This is a genomic window from uncultured Agrobacterium sp. (genome assembly GCA_913777615.1).
Classification (GTDB): domain Bacteria; phylum Pseudomonadota; class Alphaproteobacteria; order Rhizobiales; family Rhizobiaceae; genus Agrobacterium.
The window spans coordinates 57,502-81,807 of sequence record CAJYTK010000020.1; the positions used below are offsets into that span (position 1 = coordinate 57,502).

16 protein-coding genes are annotated in these 24,306 nt (G+C 60.7%); 13 read left to right on the top strand and 3 right to left on the bottom strand.

The features are described 5' to 3' along the window. The 13 genes from QZ862_RS17840 (at window position 1) to QZ862_RS17900 (ending at window position 20,383) form a co-directional block, all read left to right on the top strand. Window positions 1-2,418 (top strand): circularly permuted type 2 ATP-grasp protein, encoded by a 2,418-nt coding sequence (locus tag QZ862_RS17840; RefSeq protein ID WP_296101218.1) that lies wholly within the window; start codon window positions 1-3, stop codon window positions 2,416-2,418. 2 nt (window positions 2,419-2,420) lie between these two features. Beyond that, window positions 2,421-3,302, top strand: a complete 882-nt coding sequence (locus QZ862_RS17845) for a transglutaminase family protein (protein ID WP_296101219.1) — start codon at window positions 2,421-2,423, stop codon at window positions 3,300-3,302. A gap of 161 nt (window positions 3,303-3,463) precedes the next feature. Further along, on the top strand, window positions 3,464-4,687 hold the full coding sequence (locus QZ862_RS17850; RefSeq protein WP_296101220.1) for a TadE/TadG family type IV pilus assembly protein: 1,224 nt from the start codon (window positions 3,464-3,466) through the stop codon (window positions 4,685-4,687). 332 nt (window positions 4,688-5,019) lie between these two features. Continuing rightward, window positions 5,020-7,482 (top strand): glycogen/starch/alpha-glucan phosphorylase, encoded by a 2,463-nt coding sequence (locus tag QZ862_RS17855; RefSeq protein WP_296101221.1) that lies wholly within the window; start codon window positions 5,020-5,022, stop codon window positions 7,480-7,482. Next, window positions 7,482-9,689 carry a 1,4-alpha-glucan branching protein GlgB gene (gene glgB / locus QZ862_RS17860; RefSeq protein ID WP_296014328.1) on the top strand — a complete coding sequence of 736 codons (2,208 nt, stop codon included), beginning with the start codon at window positions 7,482-7,484 and terminating at the stop codon, window positions 9,687-9,689. The genes QZ862_RS17855 and glgB overlap by 1 nt, the downstream gene beginning before the upstream one ends. A gap of 120 nt (window positions 9,690-9,809) precedes the next feature. After that, on the top strand, window positions 9,810-11,072 hold the full coding sequence (glgC, locus tag QZ862_RS17865) for a glucose-1-phosphate adenylyltransferase (RefSeq protein WP_296014330.1): 1,263 nt from the start codon (window positions 9,810-9,812) through the stop codon (window positions 11,070-11,072). A gap of 5 nt (window positions 11,073-11,077) precedes the next feature. Beyond that, window positions 11,078-12,520 (top strand): glycogen synthase GlgA, encoded by a 1,443-nt coding sequence (glgA, locus tag QZ862_RS17870; RefSeq protein WP_296014331.1) that lies wholly within the window; start codon window positions 11,078-11,080, stop codon window positions 12,518-12,520. After that, on the top strand, window positions 12,521-14,152 hold the full coding sequence (locus QZ862_RS17875; protein WP_296101222.1) for an alpha-D-glucose phosphate-specific phosphoglucomutase: 1,632 nt from the start codon (window positions 12,521-12,523) through the stop codon (window positions 14,150-14,152). Window positions 14,153-14,442: 290 nt separating this feature from the next. Further along, on the top strand, window positions 14,443-16,401 hold the full coding sequence (gene glgX / locus QZ862_RS17880) for a glycogen debranching protein GlgX (RefSeq protein WP_296101223.1): 1,959 nt from the start codon (window positions 14,443-14,445) through the stop codon (window positions 16,399-16,401). Between the two features lie 57 nt (window positions 16,402-16,458). Continuing rightward, the gene (locus tag QZ862_RS17885) at window positions 16,459-16,941 is read left to right on the top strand and encodes a MaoC family dehydratase (protein ID WP_296014335.1); all 483 of its coding nucleotides are present in this window, start codon (window positions 16,459-16,461) and stop codon (window positions 16,939-16,941) included. A gap of 24 nt (window positions 16,942-16,965) precedes the next feature. Beyond that, window positions 16,966-18,003 (top strand): DUF2332 family protein, encoded by a 1,038-nt coding sequence (locus tag QZ862_RS17890; protein ID WP_296101224.1) that lies wholly within the window; start codon window positions 16,966-16,968, stop codon window positions 18,001-18,003. A gap of 300 nt (window positions 18,004-18,303) precedes the next feature. After that, window positions 18,304-19,674 (top strand): APC family permease, encoded by a 1,371-nt coding sequence (locus QZ862_RS17895; RefSeq protein WP_296101225.1) that lies wholly within the window; start codon window positions 18,304-18,306, stop codon window positions 19,672-19,674. 76 nt (window positions 19,675-19,750) lie between these two features. Beyond that, on the top strand, window positions 19,751-20,383 hold the full coding sequence (locus tag QZ862_RS17900) for a LysE family translocator (RefSeq protein WP_296101226.1): 633 nt from the start codon (window positions 19,751-19,753) through the stop codon (window positions 20,381-20,383). A 110-nt stretch (window positions 20,384-20,493) separates the two neighbouring features. Here QZ862_RS17900 and QZ862_RS17905 read toward each other — a convergent pair whose 3' ends face one another. Genes QZ862_RS17905 through QZ862_RS17915 form a run of 3 tightly spaced genes read right to left on the bottom strand, consistent with a single transcriptional unit; the run spans window position 20,494 to window position 24,306 of the window. Then, entirely contained in the window at window positions 20,494-21,042 is a 549-nt protein-coding gene (locus tag QZ862_RS17905; RefSeq protein ID WP_113261854.1) for a sarcosine oxidase subunit gamma, read from the bottom strand. Further along, complete coding sequence (locus QZ862_RS17910) at window positions 21,035-23,995, bottom strand: sarcosine oxidase subunit alpha (protein ID WP_296101228.1); 2,961 nt, start codon at window positions 23,993-23,995, stop codon at window positions 21,035-21,037. The genes QZ862_RS17905 and QZ862_RS17910 overlap by 8 nt, the downstream gene beginning before the upstream one ends. Further along, entirely contained in the window at window positions 23,992-24,306 is a 315-nt protein-coding gene (locus tag QZ862_RS17915; RefSeq protein ID WP_113261852.1) for a sarcosine oxidase subunit delta, read from the bottom strand. Before QZ862_RS17915 ends, QZ862_RS17910 begins: the two co-directional genes overlap by 4 nt.

The window sequence follows — 24,306 nt, forward strand, 5'->3', positions numbered from 1 at the left end:
GTGGCGAAGGCACCTGCAACGGAACGCAAGACCGGAGAGACCAGCACGGACCCCCTGCTGGGCTACCGCGCCCTGCCGGGCGTTGCCGATGAAATGCTGGACATAGAGGGGCGAATTCGCCCGGTCTGGCAGCCTTTCGTCGATGCACTCTCACGCATGGATGAGCGCGAGTTGCACGACCGCTTTTCCCGCACGGATCGTTACCTGCGCGATGCCGGCGTCTTCTATCGCGATTACAGCGCTCAAAGCGGCGGCGGCAGCAGCGAACGCAACTGGCCTATCTCCCACGTCCCGGTCCTCATCGACGATGCCGAATGGCAGGTCGTCTCCAGGGGGCTGATCCAGCGCGCCAATCTTCTCGAAGCCGTGGTGGCCGATATTTATGGAGAAGGCCGGCTGGTGAAGCAGGGCTATGTGCCGCCAGCCCTCATCGCCTCCAATCCGGAATTTCTGCGGCCCATGGTGGGCATCAAGCCGGCCAACGGTCACTATCTGCATTTCTGCTCCTTCGAGATCGGCCGCGGCCCGGACGGCAATTGGTGGGTTCTGGCAGATCGGGCGCAAGCCCCGTCAGGAGCGGGCTTTGCACTGGAAAACCGCGTAGCCACCACCCGCGCTTTTTCCGATATCTATGCCGAGGCCCACGTCCATCGCCTCGCCTCCTTCTTCGGCGCGTTTCGCGATACGTTGCAGTCGCACCGCCAGCACCCTGACGACCGCATTGCGGTTCTCACGCCTGGCCCCGCCAGCGAAACCTATTTCGAGCACGCTTATATTGCCCGCTATCTCGGCGTCATGCTGCTGGAGGGCGAGGATCTGACCGTCGTCAACAACCGCGTCATGGTGCGCACCGTTGCCGGTCTCAAACCCGTCGGCGTGCTCTGGCGGCGTCTGGATGCGTCTTACGCCGATCCGCTGGAACTCGACCAGAACTCCCATATCGGAACACCCGGCATGGTGCAGGCGCTGCGGGCAGGCGCGCTGAGCATGGTCAATGCGCTCGGCAGCGGCATTCTCGAAACCCGTGCGCTGCTCGCCTTCATGCCCGCCATCTGTCGCCACATCCTCGGCGAAGACCTCGCCATGCCCTCGATTGCCACATGGTGGTGCGGCCAACCGACCGAACGTCAGCAGGTGGCCCGCAATATCGAGCGAATGGTCATCGGCCCGGCATACTCGCGCTTGCCCTTCTTCGACGATAACGGCCAGTCGGTGCTCGGCTCAAGCCTACGCGAAACCGCCAAGGATTCGATCAGCGACTGGCTGGCAAGTGACGGCCACAAGCTCGTCGGCCAGGAGGTCGTGACCCTTTCCACCACGCCTGCCTTCGTCGATGGCAAGCTCGTGCCACGGCCCATGAGCCTTCGTGTCTTCGTGGCCCGCACCCAGGACGGCTGGCAGGTCATGCCGGGCGGCTTTGCCCGTATCGGACGCAGCAACGATGTCGCGGCCATTGCCATGCAGGCCGGTGGCCGGGCAGCGGATGTCTGGATCGTCAGCGACAAGCCGGTGGAGCGCACCACGCTTCTGCCGCCGGAAGAAAACTTCACCCGCAACATGCCGGGTAGCCTGCCGAGCCGTGCAGCCGACAATCTCTTCTGGCTTGGCCGCTACATCGAGCGGTCCGAAGGGGCGCTGCGCATCCTGCGCGCCTGGCACGCACGCTACGCCGAATCCGCCGACCCAAAGCAGCCTCTGCTCGCCCATGTGACGGACTATCTCAAGACGGTCGATATCGACGTGAAGGAGGCCATTCCCTCCAGCCTGATCGCCAATATCAACAGCTCCATCTATTCCGCCAGCAACATTCGCGACCGTTTCTCGCCCGATGGCTGGCTGGCGCTCAACGATCTGGCAAAGACCGCCCGCCGCTTTCAGAGCAAGATTCACGCGGGCGACGACGCGACTCATGCAACGACCATTCTGTTGCGCAAGGTCGCAGGCTTTGCCGGTCTCGTGCATGAAAACATGTATCGCTTCACCGGCTGGCGCTTCTTGGCCATCGGTCGCTATCTGGAGCGCGGCCTGCACATGACGCGGCTGCTTGCCCATATGGGTGGCCCGGAAGCACCGGACGGCTCCTATGATATGCTGCTCGAAATCGGCGACAGCGTCATGACCCACCGCCGCCGCTACAATGTGAACACGGCGGCTCTCACCGTCATGGATCTTCTGGCGCTCGATCCGCTCAACCCGCGCTCGATCCTCTTTCAGCTGAACGAAATCCGCGCCGAGGTAGAGCAGTTGCCGAACGCTTTCGTCAACGGCCAGATGTCGCCCTTCTACCGGGAAGCGATGCGTATTCATTCCACGCTCGCGGTCATGACGTCGGAAAATCTCGACGGCGATGTCTTCCGCCAGCTGGAGAAGGATCTGGAGCGGCTCTCCGACATTCTCGCGCAAACCTATCTCGGATAGTCATGCTCTACGATCTTACGCTGCATATGGGCTATATCTACGACACTCTGGCGTCGGGTGCGCGCCACATGATCCGCGTCACGCCGCTCTCCATACCTGGCAGACAGAAACTGGTCGCTTCCGCCCTGACCGTGTCGCCCACGCCGGATGAGCGCACCGTCTTTGCCGATTTCTTCCAGCAGACTGCCACCTCGATCTATCTCAGAGCACCGCATGACAAGCTGGACATTCGCATGCAGGCCCGCGTGGCTGTGGACAGCCCCTCACCGACCGCCGATCTGTCTCCGCAGCTCAACAAGCTCCAGGCGGAACTGGCCAGCATCAATTCGCTCGATGCGCATGCACCGCACCATCTGGCGGGTGCCAGCCCGCGCATCGGCGAGGATGCGGCAATCGCGGCCTATGCCCGCGATACGGCCAGACCGGGCATGACGGTGCGCGAAATCGCCTTTGCGCTATGCAAGCGCATCTATGCGGATTTCAAATATGACAGCGAGGCCACCACGGTGGATACGACGCCTATTCAGGCCTTCAAGCTGAAACGCGGAGTCTGCCAGGATTTTTCCCACATCATGATTTCAGCGCTGCGCAGTCTCGGCATTCCGGCGGGCTATGTCAGCGGCTTCCTGCGCACCATTCCGCCACCCGGCAAGGAGCGGCTGGAAGGCGCGGATGCCATGCACGCCTGGGTGCGTGTGTGGTGCGGTGAGGCGGACGGTTACATCGAACTCGACCCGACCAATGATATCGTCGCCGGCAGCGATCATATCGTCGTCGGCTATGGCCGCGATTATGCCGATGTGGCTCCCGTCATCGGCGTTTTGAAGAGCTACGGCAACCAGAAGATCACGCAGGCTGTGGACGTTGTTCCCGTCAAAGCGTGAATGTGAGCGCGTTTGGAGTAGACGTTGGCCGCAGCGTCTAAGTGTTCGAAACTTGATAACACTTAGAATTACTTAACTTCGTTAGAATTGATTATGATGAGTTAGGAAAAATTCAATTTTCCCATTCTACTTCTGACTCATAAAAATTGGGTGAGATAATAATGGGAAAGCGGTTTGCCGTACTACGTAATGGCGAAGCTCTGCTGCGTGACAGGCGCGGCAACTTCGGGCTGATGACAGGCCTGCTCTTGCCAATTCTGCTCGGAACGGCCGGTGCTGGCATGGAAGCCACCCGCGTGATGCAGGTCAAGCAGGAGATGCAAGCCGCACTCGACAGCGCAACACTTGCCGCAGCGACCGCCGCACGCGTCGAGGAAGGTAAAAGGTCCAACAAGGACTACGCCGACGAAGTCAACCGGCGCATGGCAGCCTATACGGGCGAACTAGGCAAGGGCAGCGATGGCGATCAAGGGAAAAAGAAACCCGACCTCGATACGATAGCCGAACGCTCGGACTCCAAAAGAGGAATGAGCTTCAAGATCTCCGCAACGCTTAACGCGGAAATACCGCTGGCTCCACTTATCAGCTTCATCGGCATCCGAACCGTCAAGGTCGGTGTCAGCAGCACCGCCCAAAGCGCCTTCAGCAAGGGTGCGGCGCTATCGCTCTATCTTGTGCTGGACCGCTCCGGCTCCATGTCCTTCAAGACCGATACGGTCGACAACAGCAAGAACGCCTGCCCGAACTACACGGAAAAGAGCTGGCCGAAAGTGGCCTTTACCAGCCCGTGCTACGTCACCAAGATCCAGTCGCTCAAAGAGGCCGTCTCCTACCTGACGGACACGTTGAACAAGGCCGATCCATCCTATCAGGACCGCGGTTCGCCGGAATCGGAACTCGTGCGCACCGGCGCCATCGCTTACAACTCTGCCCCCTTCCCGCCGCGTAATTTGAGCTGGGGAACCTCCCAGGCCGGATCCTACGTCAACGCCATCGACAAATATCCACAGGGGGGAACGGACGCGTCTTTGGCGCTCAAAACCGCTTTCGCTGCGCTACGAAGCGACAATTCCTACGAAAAGCAACAGCACGCGGACAAGGGTAACGACACGTTTCAGCGCTACATCGTGCTGATGACCGACGGCGAAATGACAAGCAGCGCCATCGACAGTCAGGTGCGCTCCACCTGCTCGGCGGTCAAGGCAGACGGCATCCAGATCTTCACCGTGGCTTTCATGGCGCCCGCCAAGGGCAAGTCGCTGCTGCAATATTGCGCCAGCAGTCCGGACAATTACTACGATCCGGAAAACATGGAGGAAATCGTCGCGGCCTTCGGCGAAATCGCCCGCAAGGCGGCGAGCACCCCCACCCGCCTGATGAACTGACAGCGAATTTCAGTCCTTTGCTCTGCACGTGCGCGTGGCGAAAGCCGCGCGCACTTTGCGTTGCTGCCATCCGTCTCACCACGTCCTTACTGACCCTTTTCGGGCAATCGCTCTTCCAGCGAAAACGGCTGTTGCCACAGCCGCTTATCGATGCATAAACTGCAAGCGAACCACGACGGCATGACGCCCGAACCTGTCCCGAGGTTTTGTGACAGCGGCATGCGACAAAGAAAGGATTCAAGGCGTGAAGAGCGTATCTGACGGATAGCGCAACGCTTTAACGGATCGACACAATCAGGCCCCTCCCCTCCCATCAAGGTGCTGACCGACCAATGATCAATAAACTGGCTACCAACGATCTTCCCCGCCCCGCCCCGCGCAGTTCCGACCCGGACGTGCTTGCCTCCGAAATCATCGAGCGTCTGACCTATCGTATCGGCAAGGATGTGAAGGTCGCCAAACCGCATGACTGGCTGACGGCAACCATTCTGGTCGTGCGCGACCGCATCATCGACAAGTGGATGGAATCCACCCGCAAGGCCTATCAGAACGATTCCAAGCGCGTCTATTACCTGTCGCTGGAGTTCCTGATCGGTCGCCTGATGCGCGACGCCATCACCAATATGGAGCTGATGGAGGAAATCCGTCAGGCGCTGACCTCGCTTGGCGTCGAGTTCGATGTGATCGCAGCGCTTGAGCCGGACGCCGCCCTTGGCAATGGCGGTCTTGGCCGTCTTGCCGCCTGTTTCATGGAATCCATGGCCACCGTCGATATTCCGGCCTATGGTTATGGCATCCGCTATGTTCACGGGCTCTTCCGCCAGCAGATGGCCGATGGATGGCAGGTAGAATTGCCGGAAACCTGGCTTGCCCATGGCAACCCATGGGAATTTGAACGGCGTGAAAGCGCCTACGAAATCGGCTTCGGCGGATCGGTGGAAACCGTCGGCGGCTATGAGGAGCCACAGCGTTTCGTCTGGAAGCCTGCCGAACGCATGATCGCCATGGCCTATGATACGCCGGTCGTGGGCTGGCGCGGCACCCGCGTCAACACGCTGCGCCTCTGGTCTGCCCAGCCGATCGACCCAATACTTCTCGACGCCTTCAATGCCGGCGACCATATCGGCGCACTGCGCGAAAGCAACAAGGCGGAAGCGCTGACCCGCGTTCTCTACCCGGCGGATGCCAATCCCGCCGGACAGGAACTGCGCCTTCGCCAGGAGTACTTCTTCTCGTCGGCCTCCTTGCAGGACATTTTGCGCCGTCACCTGCAGCAATATCCGGATTTCACCAGCCTTCCGGACAAGGTCTCCATCCAGCTCAACGACACGCATCCGGCCATTTCGATCGCCGAAATGATGCGCCTTCTGTGCGACGTACACGGTCTGGATTTCGAAGAGGCCTGGACAATCACCCGCGGCACCTTCTCCTACACCAACCACACGCTTCTGCCCGAAGCGTTGGAAAGCTGGCCGGTGCCGCTGCTCGAGCGTCTTCTGCCGCGCCACATGCAGATCATTTACGCGATCAATGCCAACACGCTGATCTTCGCCCGCAAGGAAAAGAAGCTCTCGGATGGCCAGATCCGTTCGATCTCGCTGATCGACGAAGGCGGCGAGCGCCGGGTTCGCATGGGCAATCTGGCTTTCATCGGCTCGCACTCCATCAATGGCGTCTCGGCACTCCATACCGAACTGATGAAGGAAACGGTCTTCTCCGACCTGCACATGCTGTTTCCAACCCGCATCAACAACAAGACCAACGGCATTACCCCGCGCCGCTGGCTGATGCAGTGCAATCCGGGTCTCACAAGCCTGATCCGCGATGCCATCGGCGATGGCTTCCTGGACGACGCCGAAAAGCTTCTCGGTCTCGATCGTTTTGCCGAAGATTCGAGCTTCCGCGACAAGTTCGCCGAGATCAAGCGGCAGAACAAGGTGCGTCTGGCCAACACGGTGGCGCAGCGCATGGGCATCCGCATCGATCCGTCCGCGCTCTTCGATATCCAGATCAAGCGCATCCATGAATATAAGCGTCAGCTCCTCAATCTGATCGAGGCTGTCGCTTTATACGACCAAATTCGTTCGCACCCGGAACTCGATTGGGTTCCACGCGTTAAGTTCTTTGCCGGTAAGGCCGCGCCGAGCTATCACAATGCCAAGCTTATCATTAAGCTCGCCAACGATATCGCCCGCGTCATCAATAACGATCCGGCAGTGCGTGGGCTTCTGAAAGTGGTATTTGTTCCGAATTATAACGTCTCGCTGGCCGAAATCATGGTGCCGGCAGCCGACCTGTCGGAGCAGATTTCCACCGCAGGCATGGAAGCGTCCGGCACAGGCAACATGAAATTTGCTCTCAACGGCGCACTCACCATCGGCACGCTCGATGGCGCCAATGTCGAGATGCTGGAACATGTCGGGGCAGACAACATCGTCATCTTCGGCAAGACGGCAGACGAAGTGGCAAAGGCCCGCGCCGAAGGCCACAATCCCCGCGCCATCATCGAAAACTCGGCAGAGCTTGCTCAGGCCGTGTCGTCGATTGCATCCGGCGTCTTCTCTCCCGATGATCGCTCGCGCTTCACCGGGCTGATGGACGGCCTCTACAACAATGACTGGTTCATGGTCGCCGCCGATTTCGATGCATATGCGCAAGCCCAGCGCGATGTCGACGCCATCTGGAGCAACGCTTCCAGCTGGTATGAAAAAACCGTTCGCAATACCGCGCGCATGGGCTGGTTCTCGTCCGACAGGACGATCCGCCAATACGCCACGGAAATCTGGAGAGCCTGATGAAAAAACCGCTCAATTCGGCCGAAGACAAGACCTTCAATCCCATACCCACGGCCGAAATCGAGGCAATCAAGAGCGGTTTGCATTCCAATCCTTTTGCAGTGCTCGGCGTCCACCAGACGCCGGGCGGTTTCGTGGCGCGCTGTTTCATCCCCGGGGCCGAAGAGGTGACGGTGATGACACTTGACGGCAACGTTGCCGGAGAGTTGACGCGCACCGACGATGACGGCTTCTTCGAAGGCGTGATCGACATTACCAAGCGCCAGCCGGTGCGCTACCGCGCGCTTCGCGACGACGCCGAGTGGGCGGTTACCGATCCATACAGCTTCGGCCCGGTTCTTGGTCCCATGGACGATTATCTCGTCCGAGAAGGCTCCCATCTTCGCCTCTTCGACAAAATGGGCGCACATCCCCTCAAGCTCGAAGGTGTCGAAGGTTTTCATTTTGCCGTCTGGGCACCCAATGCGCGCCGCGTTTCCGTCGTCGGCGATTTCAACAATTGGGATGGCCGCCGCCATGTGATGCGCTTTCGCAAGGACACCGGCATCTGGGAAATCTTCGCACCGGATGTCTATGCCGGCTGCGCCTACAAGTTCGAAATCATCGGTCCCCATGGCGAGCTTCTGCCGCTCAAAGCCGACCCCTATGCGCGACGCGCAGAGCTTCGTCCCAAGAACGCTTCCGTCACCACGCCCGAACTCGTGCAGCAATGGGAGGATGAAACCCACCGCAAGCATTGGGCCAGCATCGATCAGCGCCGTCAGCCGATCAGCATTTACGAAGTCCACGCTGCGTCCTGGCGCAAGCGTCAGGACGGCTCGATGCTGACCTGGGACGAGATGGCCGCGGAGCTTATTCCTTACTGTGCTGACATGGGCTTCACCCATATCGAGTTCCTGCCTGTCACCGAACATCCCTATGACCCCTCTTGGGGTTACCAGACGACCGGCCTTTATGCACCGACCGCCCGCTTCGGCGAGCCGGAAGGGTTTGCCCGCTTCGTCAATGGCGCCCACAAGGTCGGCATCGGCGTCATTCTCGACTGGGTGCCCGCTCACTTCCCGACCGACGAGCATGGTCTGAAATGGTTCGACGGCACGGCCCTTTACGAACATGCCGATCCGCGCCAGGGCTTCCATCCGGACTGGAACACCGCGATCTACAATTTCGGTCGCGTCGAGGTCATGTCCTACCTCATCAACAATGCGCTCTATTGGGCCGAGAAATTCCATCTCGATGGCCTGCGCGTCGATGCGGTCGCCTCGATGCTCTATCTCGATTACTCCCGCAAGGAAGGCGAGTGGATCCCCAATGAATATGGCGGGCGCGAAAATCTGGAATCGGTTCGCTTCCTGCAGAAGATGAACACGCTGATCTATGGCAACCATCCGGGCGTGATGACCATTGCGGAAGAATCCACCTCCTGGCCGAAAGTCTCGCAGCCCGTGCATGAGGGGGGCTTGGGCTTCGGCTTCAAGTGGAACATGGGCTTCATGCATGACACGCTGAGCTATTTTGCCCGCGAACCGGTGCATCGCAAGTTCCATCATCAGGAACTGACCTTCGGCCTTCTCTACGCGTATAGCGAAAACTTCGTGCTCCCAATCTCGCATGACGAAGTGGTGCACGGCAAAGGCTCGATGATTGCCAAGATGCCGGGTGACGACTGGCAGAAATTCGCCAACCTTCGCGCCTATTATGCGTTCATGTGGGGTTATCCAGGCAAGAAGCTGCTTTTCATGGGCCAGGAATTTGCGCAGTGGAGCGAATGGAGCGAGAAGGTTTCGCTCGACTGGAACCTCCTCCAGTACCACATGCACGAGGGCATGCGCCGCCTGGTGCGCGACCTGAACTTCACCTACCGCTCCAAGGCCGCTCTCCATGCGCGTGATTGCGAGCCGGAAGGCTTCGAATGGCTGGTGGCCGACGATCACGACAATTCCGTGCTGGCATGGCTGCGCCGCGCACCGGGCGAAAAGCCCGTGGCGGTGATCTCCAATCTTACGCCGGTCTATCGCGAGAACTACTATGTGCCGCTTCCGGCTGCCGGACGCTGGCGCGAAATTCTCAACACCGATGCCGAGATCTATGGCGGCACCGGCAAGGGTAATGGCGGACGCGTTCAGGCGGTGGATGCCGGTGGCAGTATCGGCGCAACGCTCACACTTCCGCCGCTTGCCGTCATCATGCTGGAGCTTGAGAACTGATCTTCCTCTCGTCGCAGGGACATGAGGCAGACAAGAATGAAAACGTGACGGGAAGCATTAAAAACTCCAGTCGCGTTACAGACTAAGGCAAGAGTGGAATTTTATGGGAGGACTCGAGCGATGAGTGAAAAGAGAATTCAGCCTCTGGCACGTGATGCAATGGCCTATGTCCTCGCAGGCGGGCGCGGCAGCCGCCTGAAGGAGCTGACCGACCGGCGGGCAAAGCCAGCCGTCTATTTCGGCGGCAAGGCGCGCATCATCGATTTCGCGCTGTCGAACGCGCTGAACTCCGGCATCCGCCGCATCGGTGTGGCCACGCAGTACAAGGCGCATTCGTTGATCCGCCACCTGCAACGCGGCTGGGACTTCTTCCGCCCGGAGCGGAACGAAAGCTTCGATATTCTGCCCGCCTCCCAGCGCGTGTCGGAAACGCAATGGTATGAAGGCACAGCCGACGCCGTCTATCAGAACATCGACATCATCGAGGCTCACGGCCCGGAATATATGGTCATCCTGGCCGGCGACCATATCTACAAGATGGATTACGAATACATGCTCCAGCAGCATGTGGATTCGGGCGCGGATGTTACCATCGGCTGTCTGGAAGTGCCGCGCATGGATGCAACCGGCTTCGGTGTGATGCATGTGAACGACAAGGACGAGATTATCGCCTTCATCGAAAAGCCTGCCGATCCGCCAGGCATTCCGGGCGATGAAGAAAACGCGCTCGCCTCCATGGGCATCTACGTGTTCCACACCAAGTTCCTGATGGAATGCCTGCGCCGCGACGCTACCGACCCCAGTTCCAGCCGCGACTTCGGCAAGGATATCATTCCTTATATCGTTGAGCACGGAAAGGCCGTCGCCCACCGCTTCGCCTCGTCCTGCGTCCGCTCCGATTTCGAGCATGGTCCGTACTGGCGCGACGTCGGCACCATCGATGCCTATTGGCAGGCCAATATCGACCTCACCGATATCGTTCCGGACCTCGATATTTACGACAAGTCCTGGCCGATCTGGACCTATGCGGAAATCACGCCACCGGCAAAATTCGTTCATGACGACGAAAACCGTCGTGGTTCGGCAGTTTCCTCCGTCGTGTCCGGCGACTGCATCATTTCCGGCGCGTCGCTCAACCGCAGCCTGCTCTTTACCGGCGTGCGCGCCAATTCCTATTCGCGGCTTGAAAATGCGGTCGTGCTGCCGAGCGTCAAGATCGGCCGTCACGCGCAATTGAGCAACGTCGTGATCGACCATGGCGTGGTCATTCCGGAAGGGCTGGTCGTTGGAGACGATCCGGTTCTCGATGCCAAGCGCTTCCGCCGCAGCGAAAACGGAATCTGCCTGATAACCCAATCGATGATCGACAAGCTGGATCTGTGAGCCTCATGAATGTTCTTTCGGTCGCGTCCGAAATCTATCCGCTGATCAAGACAGGGGGGCTCGCCGACGTTGCCGGCGCGCTTCCCATCGCTCTGAAGGCGAGCGGCATCCGCACCCGCACGCTCATCCCCGGCTATCCCGCCGTCACATCTGCGGTGAAGGACGCCCATAAGGTCGGCGCGTTTCCCGACATTCTGGGAGAACATGCCGATATTCTGGCCGGAGAACACGAGGGGCTGGATCTGCTGATCCTCGACATACCCTCGCTCTATAATCGCCCTGCCGGCCCCTATCTGGATTCGACGGGCAAGGACTTCGAGGATAACTGGAAGCGCTATGCCGCCCTTTCGCTGGCGGCTGCCGAAATCGCCGCCGGAAAACTGGAAGGCTGGCAGCCCGACGTTCTTCATGCGCATGACTGGCAGTCGGCCATGGCTCCGGTCTATATGCGCTATGCCGAGACGCCGGAAATTCCAAGCCTGCTGACCATCCACAATATTGCCTTCCAGGGTCAGTTCGGCGCCAATATCTTTTCCGAGCTTCGCTTGCCCGCACACGCCTTCTCCACCGAAAGCATCGAATATTATAACGATATCAGCTTCCTGAAGGGCGGCTTGCAGACGGCAACCGCACTCTCCACCGTCAGCCCATCCTACGCCGACGAAATCCTGACGCCAGATTACGGCATGGGCCTGGATGGCGTCATTCGCTCCCGCGCCCACGTGCTGCACGGCATCGTCAATGGCATTGACGCCGAGGTCTGGAACCCGGCCATCGACCATCTGATCCAGGAGAACTACACCTCCGCCAACCTCAAGCTGCGTGCGCTCAACAAGGCAGCGGTGGCCAGCCACTTCCGGGTGGACCACGATAACGGCCCGCTTTTCTGCGTCATCTCCCGCCTCACCTGGCAAAAGGGCATCGACCTGATCGCTGAGGTTGCCGATGATATCGTGGCCATGGGCGGTCGCCTCGTCGTGCTGGGCGCGGGCGAAATCGGTCTGGAAGGCGCGCTGATGGCAGCGGCCACCCGTCATCCCGGACGGGTCGGCGTGGCGGTCGGCTATAACGAGCCGCTCTCGCACCTCATGCAGGCCGGTTGTGACGCCATCATCATTCCGTCGCGCTTCGAGCCTTGCGGCCTCACCCAGCTTTATGCGCTGCGATATGGCTGCGTACCGGTGGTGGCGCGCAATGGTGGCTTGAACGATACCGTGATCGATGCCAATCATGCTGCTGTTTCCGCGAAAGTGGCAACGGGCGTTCAGTTCTCTTCCGTCACGCCGGATGGGCTGCGCCAGGCGCTACGTCGCACAATGCGATATTACCGAGACCCGAAACTGTGGACGCAGATGCAGAAGCAGGGGATGAAATCGGATGTTTCCTGGGAAAAGAGCGCAGGACTTTACGCCGCGCTTTACACCCAACTTACGTCGAAAGGCCATTGAATGTCGATCAAGACCGTCCAGACCACGCCATTTCAGGATCAGAAGCCCGGAACCTCGGGTCTGCGAAAGAAGGTGCCGGTTTTTGCGCAGGAGAACTACGCAGAGAATTTCATCCAGTCGATCTTCGATAGCCTCGAGGGCTTCGAGGGTCAGGCACTGGTGATCGGCGGCGACGGCCGCTACTACAACCGCGAGGTCATCCAGAAGGCGATCAAGATGGCCGCAGCCGCAGGCTTCGGCAAGGTTCTGGTCGGCCAGGGCGGCATTCTCTCCACGCCCGCCGCCTCCAACGTCATCCGCAAGTACAAGGCCTTCGGCGGCATTGTTCTGTCGGCCAGCCACAATCCCGGCGGCCCGAACGAAGATTTCGGCATCAAGTACAATATCGGCAATGGCGGCCCGGCCCCTGAAAAGATCACCGACGCCATCTTCGCCCGCACCAAATCCATCGAAACCTACCGCATCGCCGATGTCGCCGATATCGATCTCGACCGGATCGGCACAAGCGACGTTGCCGGCATGCAGGTGGAAGTCATCGACCCGGTGGCCGATTACGCCACGCTGATGGAAGAGCTCTTCGATTTTGGCGCGATCCGCGATCTGATCGCCGGCGGCTTCAAGGTCGTGGTCGATTCCATGAGTGCGGTGACCGGCCCCTACGCGGTCGAGATCATCGAAAAACGCCTCGGCGCACCGGCAGGCTCTGTCCGCAACTCCGTGCCGCTGCCGGATTTCGGCGGCCATCACCCGGACCCGAACCTCGTTCACGCCAAGGAACTCTATGATGACGTGATGAGCCCGCAAGGCCCCGACTTCGGTGCTGCTTCCGATGGCGATGGCGACCGCAACATGGTGGTCGGCAAGGGCATGTTCGTCACCCCGTCGGACTCGCTTGCGATCATCGCCGCCAATGCCAAACTCGCTCCCGGCTATGCATCGGGCATCTCCGGCATCGCCCGCTCCATGCCGACCAGTGCGGCAGCCGATCGTGTGGCCGAAAAGCTCGGCATCGGCATGTATGAAACGCCAACCGGCTGGAAGTTCTTCGGCAACCTGCTCGATGCCGGCAAGGTCACCGTCTGCGGTGAGGAAAGCTTCGGCACCGGCTCCAACCATGTGCGCGAAAAGGACGGCCTCTGGGCCGTGCTCTTCTGGCTGAACATCGTCGCCGCCCGCAAGGAAAGCGTTAAAGACATCGTCACCAAGCACTGGGCCGAATATGGCCGCAACTACTATTCGCGCCACGACTATGAAGAAGTCGACAGCGACGCCGCCAACACGCTGGTCGCAACGCTGCGCGAAAAACTGGCCACACTGCCCGGCACCACCTATGGCAATCTGAAGGTCGAAAAGGCCGACGATTTCGCCTATCACGACCCGGTCGACCAATCGGTCAGCAAGAACCAGGGCATCCGCATCCTCTTCGAAGGCGGATCGCGCATCGTGCTGCGCCTCTCCGGCACCGGCACATCCGGCGCGACACTGCGCCTCTATGTAGAGCGCTACGAGGCCGATGCGGCCCGCCACAACATCGAAACGCAGGAAGCGCTCGCCGACCTGATCGCTGTGGCGGATACGATTGCGGGGATCAAGAAGCACACCGGCCGTGATGCGCCGACGGTGATTACCTGATCTAGAGTCGATGATTGGGATGGGCGCCCCTCATCCGCTTTTGTGGGTGGGCCGCCCTTCTCTGGCCCGCCGGGCATCTCCCCCTCCAGGGGGAGATCGATATCCGATGAGGTATCGCGTCTCGTAAAGCTTCAAAAGTGGAGAAGCCTCTCAGCAGGTGTGGCAGGAAAGGCAAGCGGCCAACCTCAATTTGCTTGCCGGATTGAGCGGAAGATGTCCGTCAGGACATAGCGGGCCTTAAAAAAAACGGCGCTAGCTCCAAACCCACCCATCACCAGAGGGACCAGCCCATGCCAACCAAAGCAGCATTTCCCCAAGGCGCAGTCCCCGCCTCAACCGGCACCGAGTTCTCAGTCTACTCTCGCGACGCCACAAAAATCGAACTCTGCCTCTTCGAGACAGACGGCAACACAGAGACTGCCCGCCTCGCCATGCAACCCGTCGGCAATGGCATCCACCGTCTCACCGTCCCGCAGGCGAAAGTCGGCACCCGCTATGGCTACCGCGCCCACGGCTCTTACACCCCTGAACAGGGTCTATGGTTCGACCCGACAAAGCTGCTGCTCGACCCCTACGCCACGACCATCGACCGCCCCTTCGAAAACCATCCAAGCCTCTTCACTTTTGGCGAAGACACCGCCTCCATCATGCCGAAGGCGATTGTTTCCAGCGACGCGCCGGTCAGCCTCACGCCTCCCCGCTTTACCCGAGGCGGCCTGATCTACGAGGTCGCGGTCAAGCCCTTCACCATGCTGCACCCCGACGTGCCCGACGCCACCCGAGGCACGGTGGCGGCTCTCGCCCATCCGGCCATCATCGGGCATTTGCAGAAGATCGGCGTCAGCGCCGTAGAACTTATGCCCATCACCGCCTGGATAGACGAGCGGCATCTGCCGCCGCTGGGTCTCACCAATGGCTGGGGCTATAACCCCGTCGGCTTCATGGCGCTCGAGCCGCGCCTCTGCCCCGGCGGCATGAAGGAACTGCGCGATACCGTCGCCGCTCTGCATGCAGCCGACATTGGGGTCATTCTCGATCTCGTCTTCAACCATACCGGCGAGAGCGATCGCTTCGGCTCGACACTGTCGCTGCGCGGGCTCGACAACCGCACCTATTACCGCCATCTACCGAACGATCCCGGCACGCTGATCAACGATACCGGCACCGGCAACACGCTCGCCTGCGATCACCCCCAGGTGCGCCATCTCGTCATCGAAACGCTGCGCCATTTCGTCAGCCAAGCAGGCGTCGATGGCTTCCGCTTCGACCTTGCCCCCGTGCTTGGCCGTGGCCCTGAGGGCTTCGATCCACACAGCGAAACCTTGCGCCAGATGCATGAAGACCCTCTGCTTGCCGATCGCATCTTGATCGCTGAACCCTGGGATATCGGCCCCGGCGGCTACCAACTCGGCAATTTCCCCGCGTCCTTCCTCGAATGGAACGACCGGGCGCGCGACGATATCCGCCGCTACTGGCGCGGCGACGATCACACGATCGGAGCACTTGCCGATGCGCTGGCCGGCTCCGCACCACTCTTTTCGCGCAACGAACAGACTGAAACCCGCAGCGTCAACTTCATCGCCGCCCATGATGGTTTCACCCTCTTCGATCTCGTCTCCCATGCTCACAAGCACAATGAGGCGAATGGCGAAGACAACCGCGATGGCCACAATGACAACCACTCCTGGAACAACGGCGTCGAGGGACTGACGGACGACGCAGCGGTGAATGCCGCCCGCATCGCCGATATCAAGGCGCTGCTCGCCACTCTCTTCGTCACCCGTGGCACGGTCATGCTGACCGCGGGCGACGAAGGCGGACGCAGCCAGCGCGGCAACAACAATGCTTATGCCCAAGACAACGCTATCACCTGGGTTGACTGGGCAGCACTCTCGCCTGACCTGATCGACCACACGGCCTTTCTGGCGAAACTTCGCCAGCGCTTTTCAGCCCTCGGCGAAAGCACCTTCTTTTCACCGGACAGCGGCGAGATCGAGTGGCTGTCGCCTCTGGGCGAGCCCATGTGCGAAGAGGACTGGAACCGGCCGGATGCGACGACCTTCGCCATGGTGCTGAAAACACTGGACAAGGAGACCGGCAAGACTGTGCGCCTGGCGACGCTCTTCAACCGCAGCCGCAACGCCATTCCCTTCACCTTGAAGGGTGAAGGCTGGAGGCCGCTCGGTGTCGATTTCGGCGTGCCGGCCTGGCTCCCGCCTCGCTCCGTGGTATTCTATCTTGGCGATTGATCGGGCGGCGGTCACCGCCCTATAACGGGGTTCGACTGTTCAAAAGAAAGGGTTGCCGTGAAAGACGTTTCGCTTGCCGAGGTAAAGGGTCTGATCGGTACGGAAGTTGGCCTGTCCGACTGGATCACGGTCGATCAGGCAATGATCGATGCCTTTGCGCAGGCCACGCTGGATGACCAGTTCATCCACACAGACCCGGAACGCGCCAAGGCCGAAAGCCCCTTCGGCGGCACCATCGCGCACGGCTTCCTGACGCTTTCGCTCCTGTCTGCCATGAATTACAGCGCCCTGCCGAAAATTCGCGAACAGACCATGGGCATCAATTACGGCTTTGAGAAAGTCACCTTCGTGTCTCCGGTCAAGAGTGGCGCGCGTGTTCGCGGACGCTTCACGCTGGCCGAGGCGCGCTTTCGCGGCGGCGCCATGCTGATGATGACCTATGACGTGGCGGTAGAGATCGAAAACGAAAAGAAACCCGCACTGACCGCCCGCTGGATCACCATCGCTCAGTTCGATCCGAAGGACCGGCCCGAAGACTGATCAACAGGTTAAACGGAGGCCGCCATGCCGGAAGCAATCGTGAGAGAGGCATTCCAAACGCAGGCTGCGGCTTGCGATACACTCGGCTCTCCCTTCACCGCAAGGCTCTGCCGGCTGCTCGCCGACCGGCTCCAAACGACACAAGGCGCTGTGGCCCGAACCATTCTTCACTGGCCCGGGCCACCCGGCCCCAGCGACGATTCCGTGCCGCTGCGCATTGCGGGCGCACTGCATGCGCTGGTTCTTTCTGAAAGGATCGACCCGCTCACCGAACTCGAAGATGTTCTCCTCTGGCCGGCAGTGCAACAAGCATTCCGGCAACACGAAGCCTTCATCCTCGACCGTCTGACATCGCCACCCCAGACCAACGAGGTCCGCCGCTCCGCAGCCCTGCTGCCCGGCCTCTTCATCGTCGCCAAGCAAACCGGCAAACCGCTGATCCTTTCCGAAGTCGGCGCCAGTGCCGGTCTCAACCTCCAGCTGGACCGTTATCGCTACCGGCTTGGCCAAACCGAGTGGGGACCGCAGAGCCCCGTCCTCCTTTCTCCCGAATGGCGCGGCGAAGCGCCCGAAATCCCCGGCACCTTCACAGTTCTTGATCGGGCAGGCTGCGACCTTAACCCCTTGAACCCCTCCTCTGCCGAGGATCGCCTGCGCCAGCTCTCCTATATCTGGGCCGATCAGACAGACCGCCTGGAGCGAACGCGAGACGCCCTCAGCATCGCGGCAGACAATCATTTGCAGGTGGAAAAGGCAGACGCGATCGACTGGCTGGCAAAGCGGCTGAAAGACCCGAAACCACATGCCGCCCATGTCATCTTCCACTCCGTCGCCTGGCAATACTTCCCTGACGCCCTCAAACAGAAGGGCGAAGCCTTGATCGCTGAAGCCGGCACTCGCGCCACAGCAGACGCCCCTCTCGCCCGCCTCCAGATGGAAGGCGACGGCCAACCACAAGGGGCAGCGCTGACCCTGCAAATCTGGCCGACCGGCGAAAAGCAGGAGATTGGTCGAGCGGATTTTCACGGGCGCTGGGTGGAATGGCGCGGGTGGGTGCCGTGAGTGATGCCGACTGATCGTTGCCGCAAAATCGCTCACACGAGAGCTCCATGGTGCAGGGAGCAGGCCAGGCATGCCGGAGATCGACCGTATGGCGGATGCCGGATAGCCCGAAGAGCCAACCCGGACAGAGCAGGCGCAGGCTCAGCCCCTCACCCACAAGCTGTACCTCTGTATCGGACACTATAAGCCATTCCCGCGATGTCAGTTCCGGCTTAAGCGCTTGACCCCATTTGCTCTTGTCGCGCGGGAACCTTCCCGTTTTGCTCGCGTTAAAAGACATATTGTTCGGGGGAACTCTACATGGCGAATAACATCACACAACCGGATGATGCAGGCGAGCACAAGACGGAGCTCAAGCGCGTCATGGGGCCGGGGCTGCTGCTTCTCTTCATCGTCGGCGACATTCTCGGAACCGGCATCTATGCGCTGACGGGACAGGTCGCAGCCGAAGTGGGCGGCGTCGTCTGGCTACCCTTCCTCATCGCCTTTGCGGTGGCGCTTCTCACGGCCTGCAGCTATCTGGAGCTGGTGACGAAGTATCCGCGCGCCGCGGGTGCAGCGCTTTATACGCACAAAGCCTTCGGCGTTCACTTCATCACCTTTCTCGTCGCCTTCACGGTCATGTCGTCCGGCGTCACCTCTGCCTCGACTGCGTCCCGCGCCTTTGCCGCAAACTTCGCCACCGTCACCGGCTTCGATTTCGGCGGCTTCGGCGTGACAGGCATTGCCATCGCCTTCATCGTCGCCGTCGCGCTTATCAACTTTCGCGGCGTGGGCGAAAGCGTGAAGATGAATGTGGTGCTGACCGTCGTGGAACTGACCGGCCTGCTCATGATCATCTGTATCGGCTTCTGGGCCATCGGCAACGGTCAGGGTGATGTCTCGCGCGCCTGGACGTTTGAGCCCGCCGGAGAACACGGCGTCATCTGGTCGGTGGTGGCCGCTACCACGCTTGCCTTCTTCGCCATGGTCGGCTTCGAGGACTCGGTCAACATGGCGGAAGAATGCAAGCAACCCGCCCGCATCTTCCCGAAGGTCTTGCTTGGCGGCCTCGTCATTACCGGCATCATCTATATTCTGGTCGCCATTTCCGCCATCACGCTGGTTCCTGCTGCCGAACTCGGCGAGGGCGAAACGCCGCTGTTGAAGGTGGTGCAAGCAGGCGCACCGAACTTCCCGATCGGCATCTTTGCTGTGATCACCATGTTCGCCGTCGCCAATTCCGCACTGATCAACATGATGATGGCAAGCCGCCTGATCTACGGCATGAGTCGCGAAGGCGTACTGCCGCCAGCCCTCGGCAAGGTCCATTCCGGTCGCCGCACCCCTTACGTGGCCATCATCTTCACTTCACTGATTGCCGTTGGCCTCATCGCGTTTGCAGGCGGCGTGCCAGCCCTTGGCGGCACAACGGCACTCCTGCTGCTGGGCGTCTTCACCATCGTCAATGTTGCGGTGCTGGTGCTGCGCAAGGACAAGGTGGCGCACAAACACTTCCGCACACCGACCATCCTGCCGGTGCTCGGCGCCATCAGCTGCTTCTTCCTCGTCGGCCCATGGACGGGTCGCGATCCGGTGCAATATTCGATTGCCGCCGTGCTGCTCCTGATCGGTGTCGTGCTCTGGGCAGCGACCGTCGGCTTCATGCGGGTGCAGGCGAAATCCGCCTGACCTCGCAACGGCACTTGCTATCTGCGCCGCCCATGATAGATCGGAATTCCGGCCTCATTTTCAAAAGGAAAATACCATGCCGGAATTCCCGACCCTCATGCTCTTTTCCGCCGCAGCCCTGGTGCTGACGGCAACACCCGGTCCCGATATGCTGCTGATCGCTTCTCGCAGCGTCAGCCAGGGCCGGTCCGCAGGCTTTTTGACCTATGCCGGAATAGCTGCGGGGACCTATTGCCACGCGATTGCTGCGGCCCTGGGCCTCTCTCAATTGTTTCTGACGGTACCGGTCGCCTACGAAATCGTCCGCTGGGCAGGCTGCGCCTATCTGCTTTATCTGGCGGTTAAAACCTTGCGCTCACAAGGCGCTGCCTTTGCGCCGTCTGCCGGGCTGAAGCGGCTTTCTCCCAGACGCATCTTCCTGGAAGGGCTCGCCACCAACATCCTCAACCCGAAAATGGCGCTCTTTGTGCTCGCGCTCTTCCCGCAGTTCATCAGTCCGGATGGCAGTGCGCTCATTCTCCAGATGCTGATCCTCGCCACGATCCTGAACGGCGTCGGTTTTGTGGTAAATGGTGCTGTGATCCTGCTTGGCAGCAATATCCGCCAGCGTCTCTCCGGCATCCGCCGCTTTCCCAAGCTGCCGCAATATTTGCTCGCGACAGTTTTTGCGGGGCTCGCCTGCCGTCTGGCGCTTGGAACGAGGCAATAGGAGAAGCAACACCGAAGGGCTGCCTGGATGGGACATCCAAACCCAATCTCGTCATCCTCGGGTTTAACCCGAGGATCCATGTCTAGGTGACGTGATAGGCGGCGCGAAAGTCAAGCGTCCCGCGAGCCCTCGTCCAGCAAACCGAACACATATTCGGCAAAGGAACGCCAGCACTCCACGCGGAACGTGTCATCGGTCACGCGCAGCAGAATGACTTCCGCCTTGCCGAACACCGTGCGGGTGCAGGCACCCACAGGAAAAGCGGCGAGCGACAGGTCCTGCGGGCAGCCAGCATTGATCGTCGTTTCCGCGCCGGGGCCGGAAACGATGATTGCGAGGTTGCGATGCGAGACGTCGGTGGCGGAGAAGAGGCCCGTGGTGCCGGAAAGGGCTGCCATCAGGTCTGCTTCGCCCTGGTCGATGACCAGCCACTCATCCGGGCCGATCCACAAGGCCGAGCGCAGTCCCGAAGTCGCAGACGTTTTCGGGCGTGTCGGCAGGGCAAGTTCGAGCGCCTGAGATACCGCTTCGATCGCCTCTGGCCGCGCGCGCAGCACCAGCCGGTAGGCCGGTGCCGCAGGCTTGATGGAGGTGCCGGCGGAACCGCCATGGACGCCATCGAGAACGAATGTACGCTTTGCTGTCGCCAAATCAGCCATTGATCCGGCCTCCTTCCTTGTCGAAGAACACCATGTCCGCCACCTCGACTGCAATCGTCCTGTCGGCAAGCGGAATGTAAAGGGTCTCACCCATCCGCGCCCGGCCATCGGCCACCAGACCGAAAGCGATGGCGCGACCGAGATTTTCCGACCAGTATGACGATGTGACGTGACCAAGCATCGTCATCGGCTTCGGCGCATTCGGATCGACGACGATCTGGCCGCCCTCTTCCGGCACCTCATGCGCGTTCTTCGGCAACAGACCGACGAGCTGCTTGCGACCGCTGCGGGTCAGATCCGGACGCTGCAGACCGCGAATGCCGACGAAGTCCGTCTTCTTCTTGGAGACGGCCCAGCCAAGGCCCGCATCGTCGGGCGTCACCGTGCCATCGGTATCCTGGCCGACGATGATGTAGCCCTTTTCGGCGCGCAGCACGTGCATTGTCTCGGTGCCATAAAGGCAGCCGCCGACGGCTTTCGCCCGCTCGGCAATGGCCTGCCACACGGCCGGGCCGAAATCGGCAGGTACGTTGACTTCGAAGCCGAGTTCGCCGGTAAACGACACGCGGAAGAGACGCGTCGGCGCACCGCAGATCTTGCCTTCCGCCACCGCCATATGCGGGAAGGCTTCGGGCGACAGATCGATACCCTCGACCAGCGGCGCAATCACCTCGCGGGCCTTCGGTCCCTGCACCGCGATCACCGCCCATTGTTCGGTGGCCGATGTCAGCCAGACGTTGAGATGCGGGAATTCCGTCTGCAGATAGTCTTCCATGTGGTGCAGCACGCGGGGCGCACCGCCCGTCGTCGTCGTCACGTGGAAGCGATCTTCCGCCATGCGACCGACAACGCCGTCATCATAGACGAAGCCATCTTCGCGGGTCATGATGCCATAGCGGCAGCGACCGGGTTTGAGCGTATCCCAGGCATTGGTGTAGAGCAGGTTGAGGAACTTCGCCGCATCCGGGCCGACAACCTCGATCTTGCCGAGCGTGGAGGCATCGAAGACGCCAACGCTTTCGCGCACCGTCTTGCACTCGCGGTTGACCGCCTCATGCATGTCTTCGCCCGCACGCGGATAGTACCAGGCGCGCTTCCAGTTGCCGACATCCTCGAAGGCCGCACCTTCTGCTTCTTCCAGGGCATGCATCGGCGTCTTGCGGGCCGGGTCGAACAGCTTGCCACGCGAATGGCCGACCAGCGTACCGAAGGTCACCGGCGTGTAAGGCGCGCGGAAGGTGGTGAGACCGACCTTCGGCAGATCGCGTCCAAGCGCTTCCGATGCAATGGCAAGACCGTGCATGTTGGACATCTTGCCCTGGTCGGAGGCCATGCCGTTGGTGGTGAAGCGCTTGATATGCTCGATGGAGTGCATGCCTTCGCGCACCGCAAGGCGGATATCCTTGGCGCAGACATCGTGCTGGAAATCGATAAAGGCTTTGACGCTGTGGTCGGCACCCGCACCTTCGGCAGCGCCGATCATGCCGCCCGTCCAGGTGTTGGCGTTGCTGCCGGAGATGGCAACCTCGCCGCCGCCAGACGCAGCCGCTTCGGCAAGCAGCGCGGAGAGATCGTCGGTGCCGTTGCAGGCGCCGATGGAAACGCCATCCTGCACGTGCACATCCGGCAGGAAGCGCTGGTTGGCCGCATCATATTTCAGCTTGCCGCGAGACTGCGAGAAGAGATGGACCGATGGCGTCCAGCCGGCAGACACGATCAGCGCATCAACAGCGATCTTTCGCTTGCCCGAACCGCCATTGCGGCCAACCGTCATGGAGGTGACGCGAAGACGGCCCGCCGTATCGTAGACGCTGTGACCGGCAAGCACTTCGATGCCAAGCGCACGCGCCTCATCCAGAAGCTTCTGGTCCGGGTTCGGACGGCAATCGACGATGGCTGCGATCTTCACACCGGCACGCTTCAAGTCGAAGGCCGCCTCATAGGCGCTGTCATGCGCGGTATAGACGCCGACATTGTGTCCAACGGCCACGCCATACTGGTTGAGATAGGTGCGTGCCGCAGAGGCCAGCATGATGCCGGGGCGGTCGTTATTGGCAAACACCATGTGGCGCTCGATGGCACCGGTTGCCATGATCACCTTTTTGGTGCGCACCTGCCAAAGGCGCTCGCGCGGCTCATGCAGCGCAGGGCTTGCCAGATGATCGGTCACGCGCTCGGCAAGGCCGATGAAGTTGTGGTTGTAGTAACCGAAGACGGTGGTGCGGGTCAGAACTTCCACATTCGGCATGGCCTTCAGCTCGGCCAGAACCGATTGCGCCCAGTCATACCCGTTCTTGCCGTCGATCACGGTGCCGCTTTCGAAGCGCAGCGCGCCGCCAACCGTCGGGTTCTCATCGACCAGGATCACCTTGGCACCGGTCTTCGCGGCAGACAGTGCCGCCGTCAGACCGGCAGCACCGCCGCCCGCCACCAGCACGTCGCAATGAGCATAACGGCTGGCATATTGATCGGTGTCGCTCTGCTTCGGCGCACTGCCGAGACCCGCGGCGCGGCGGATGATCGGCTCATAGAGCTTGTGCCATGCAGCCTTCGGCCACATGAAGGTCTTGTAGTAGAAGCCCGCCGCAAAGAAGGGCGAGAAGAAATCGTTGATCGCACCGACATCGAAGGACAGCGACGGATAGCGGTTCTGCGACGAGACGATCGCGCCGTCGAACACCTCCTGCACCGTGGCGCGCACGTTCGGCTGGCGGCGCGATGCATCGCGCGACACGTCGATCAGCGCATTCGGCTCTTCCGGACCGGCGGAGAGAAATCCGCGCGGACGGTGATACTTGAACGAGCGGCCGATCAGGTGCACGCCATTTGCCAGAAGTGCGGAGGCGACCGTGTCGCCCTGAAGCGCGGTGTAGCTCTTGCCGTCGAAGTTGAAGCGGGCGGTGCGAGCGGGCGTCAGGCGGCCGGCACCCTTGATACGGTAAGCGCCACTCATCGGGCTGCTCCTTCGCTGGAGGAGAGAAGCGAAGCCTCATCCGGCTTCGGCTCGCCCGCCTTGTATGTCAGGTAAAACTTGTCGGTCACGGAATGGCGCGCCGCGTTGAAGAAGCGGCCGCAGCCATGGATATGGCGCCAGCGCTCATAGACCATGCCCTTGTCGTTATCGCGCATGAAGAAGTATTCAGAAAATTCCTCATCGGAAATTCCGGCAATGTTTTCAGGGCGGGCGATGTGCGCCTCACCAGCCCAGCGGAACTCCAGTTCAGAGCGTTCTTCTTCGCAATATGGACAACGGATCAGCAGCAT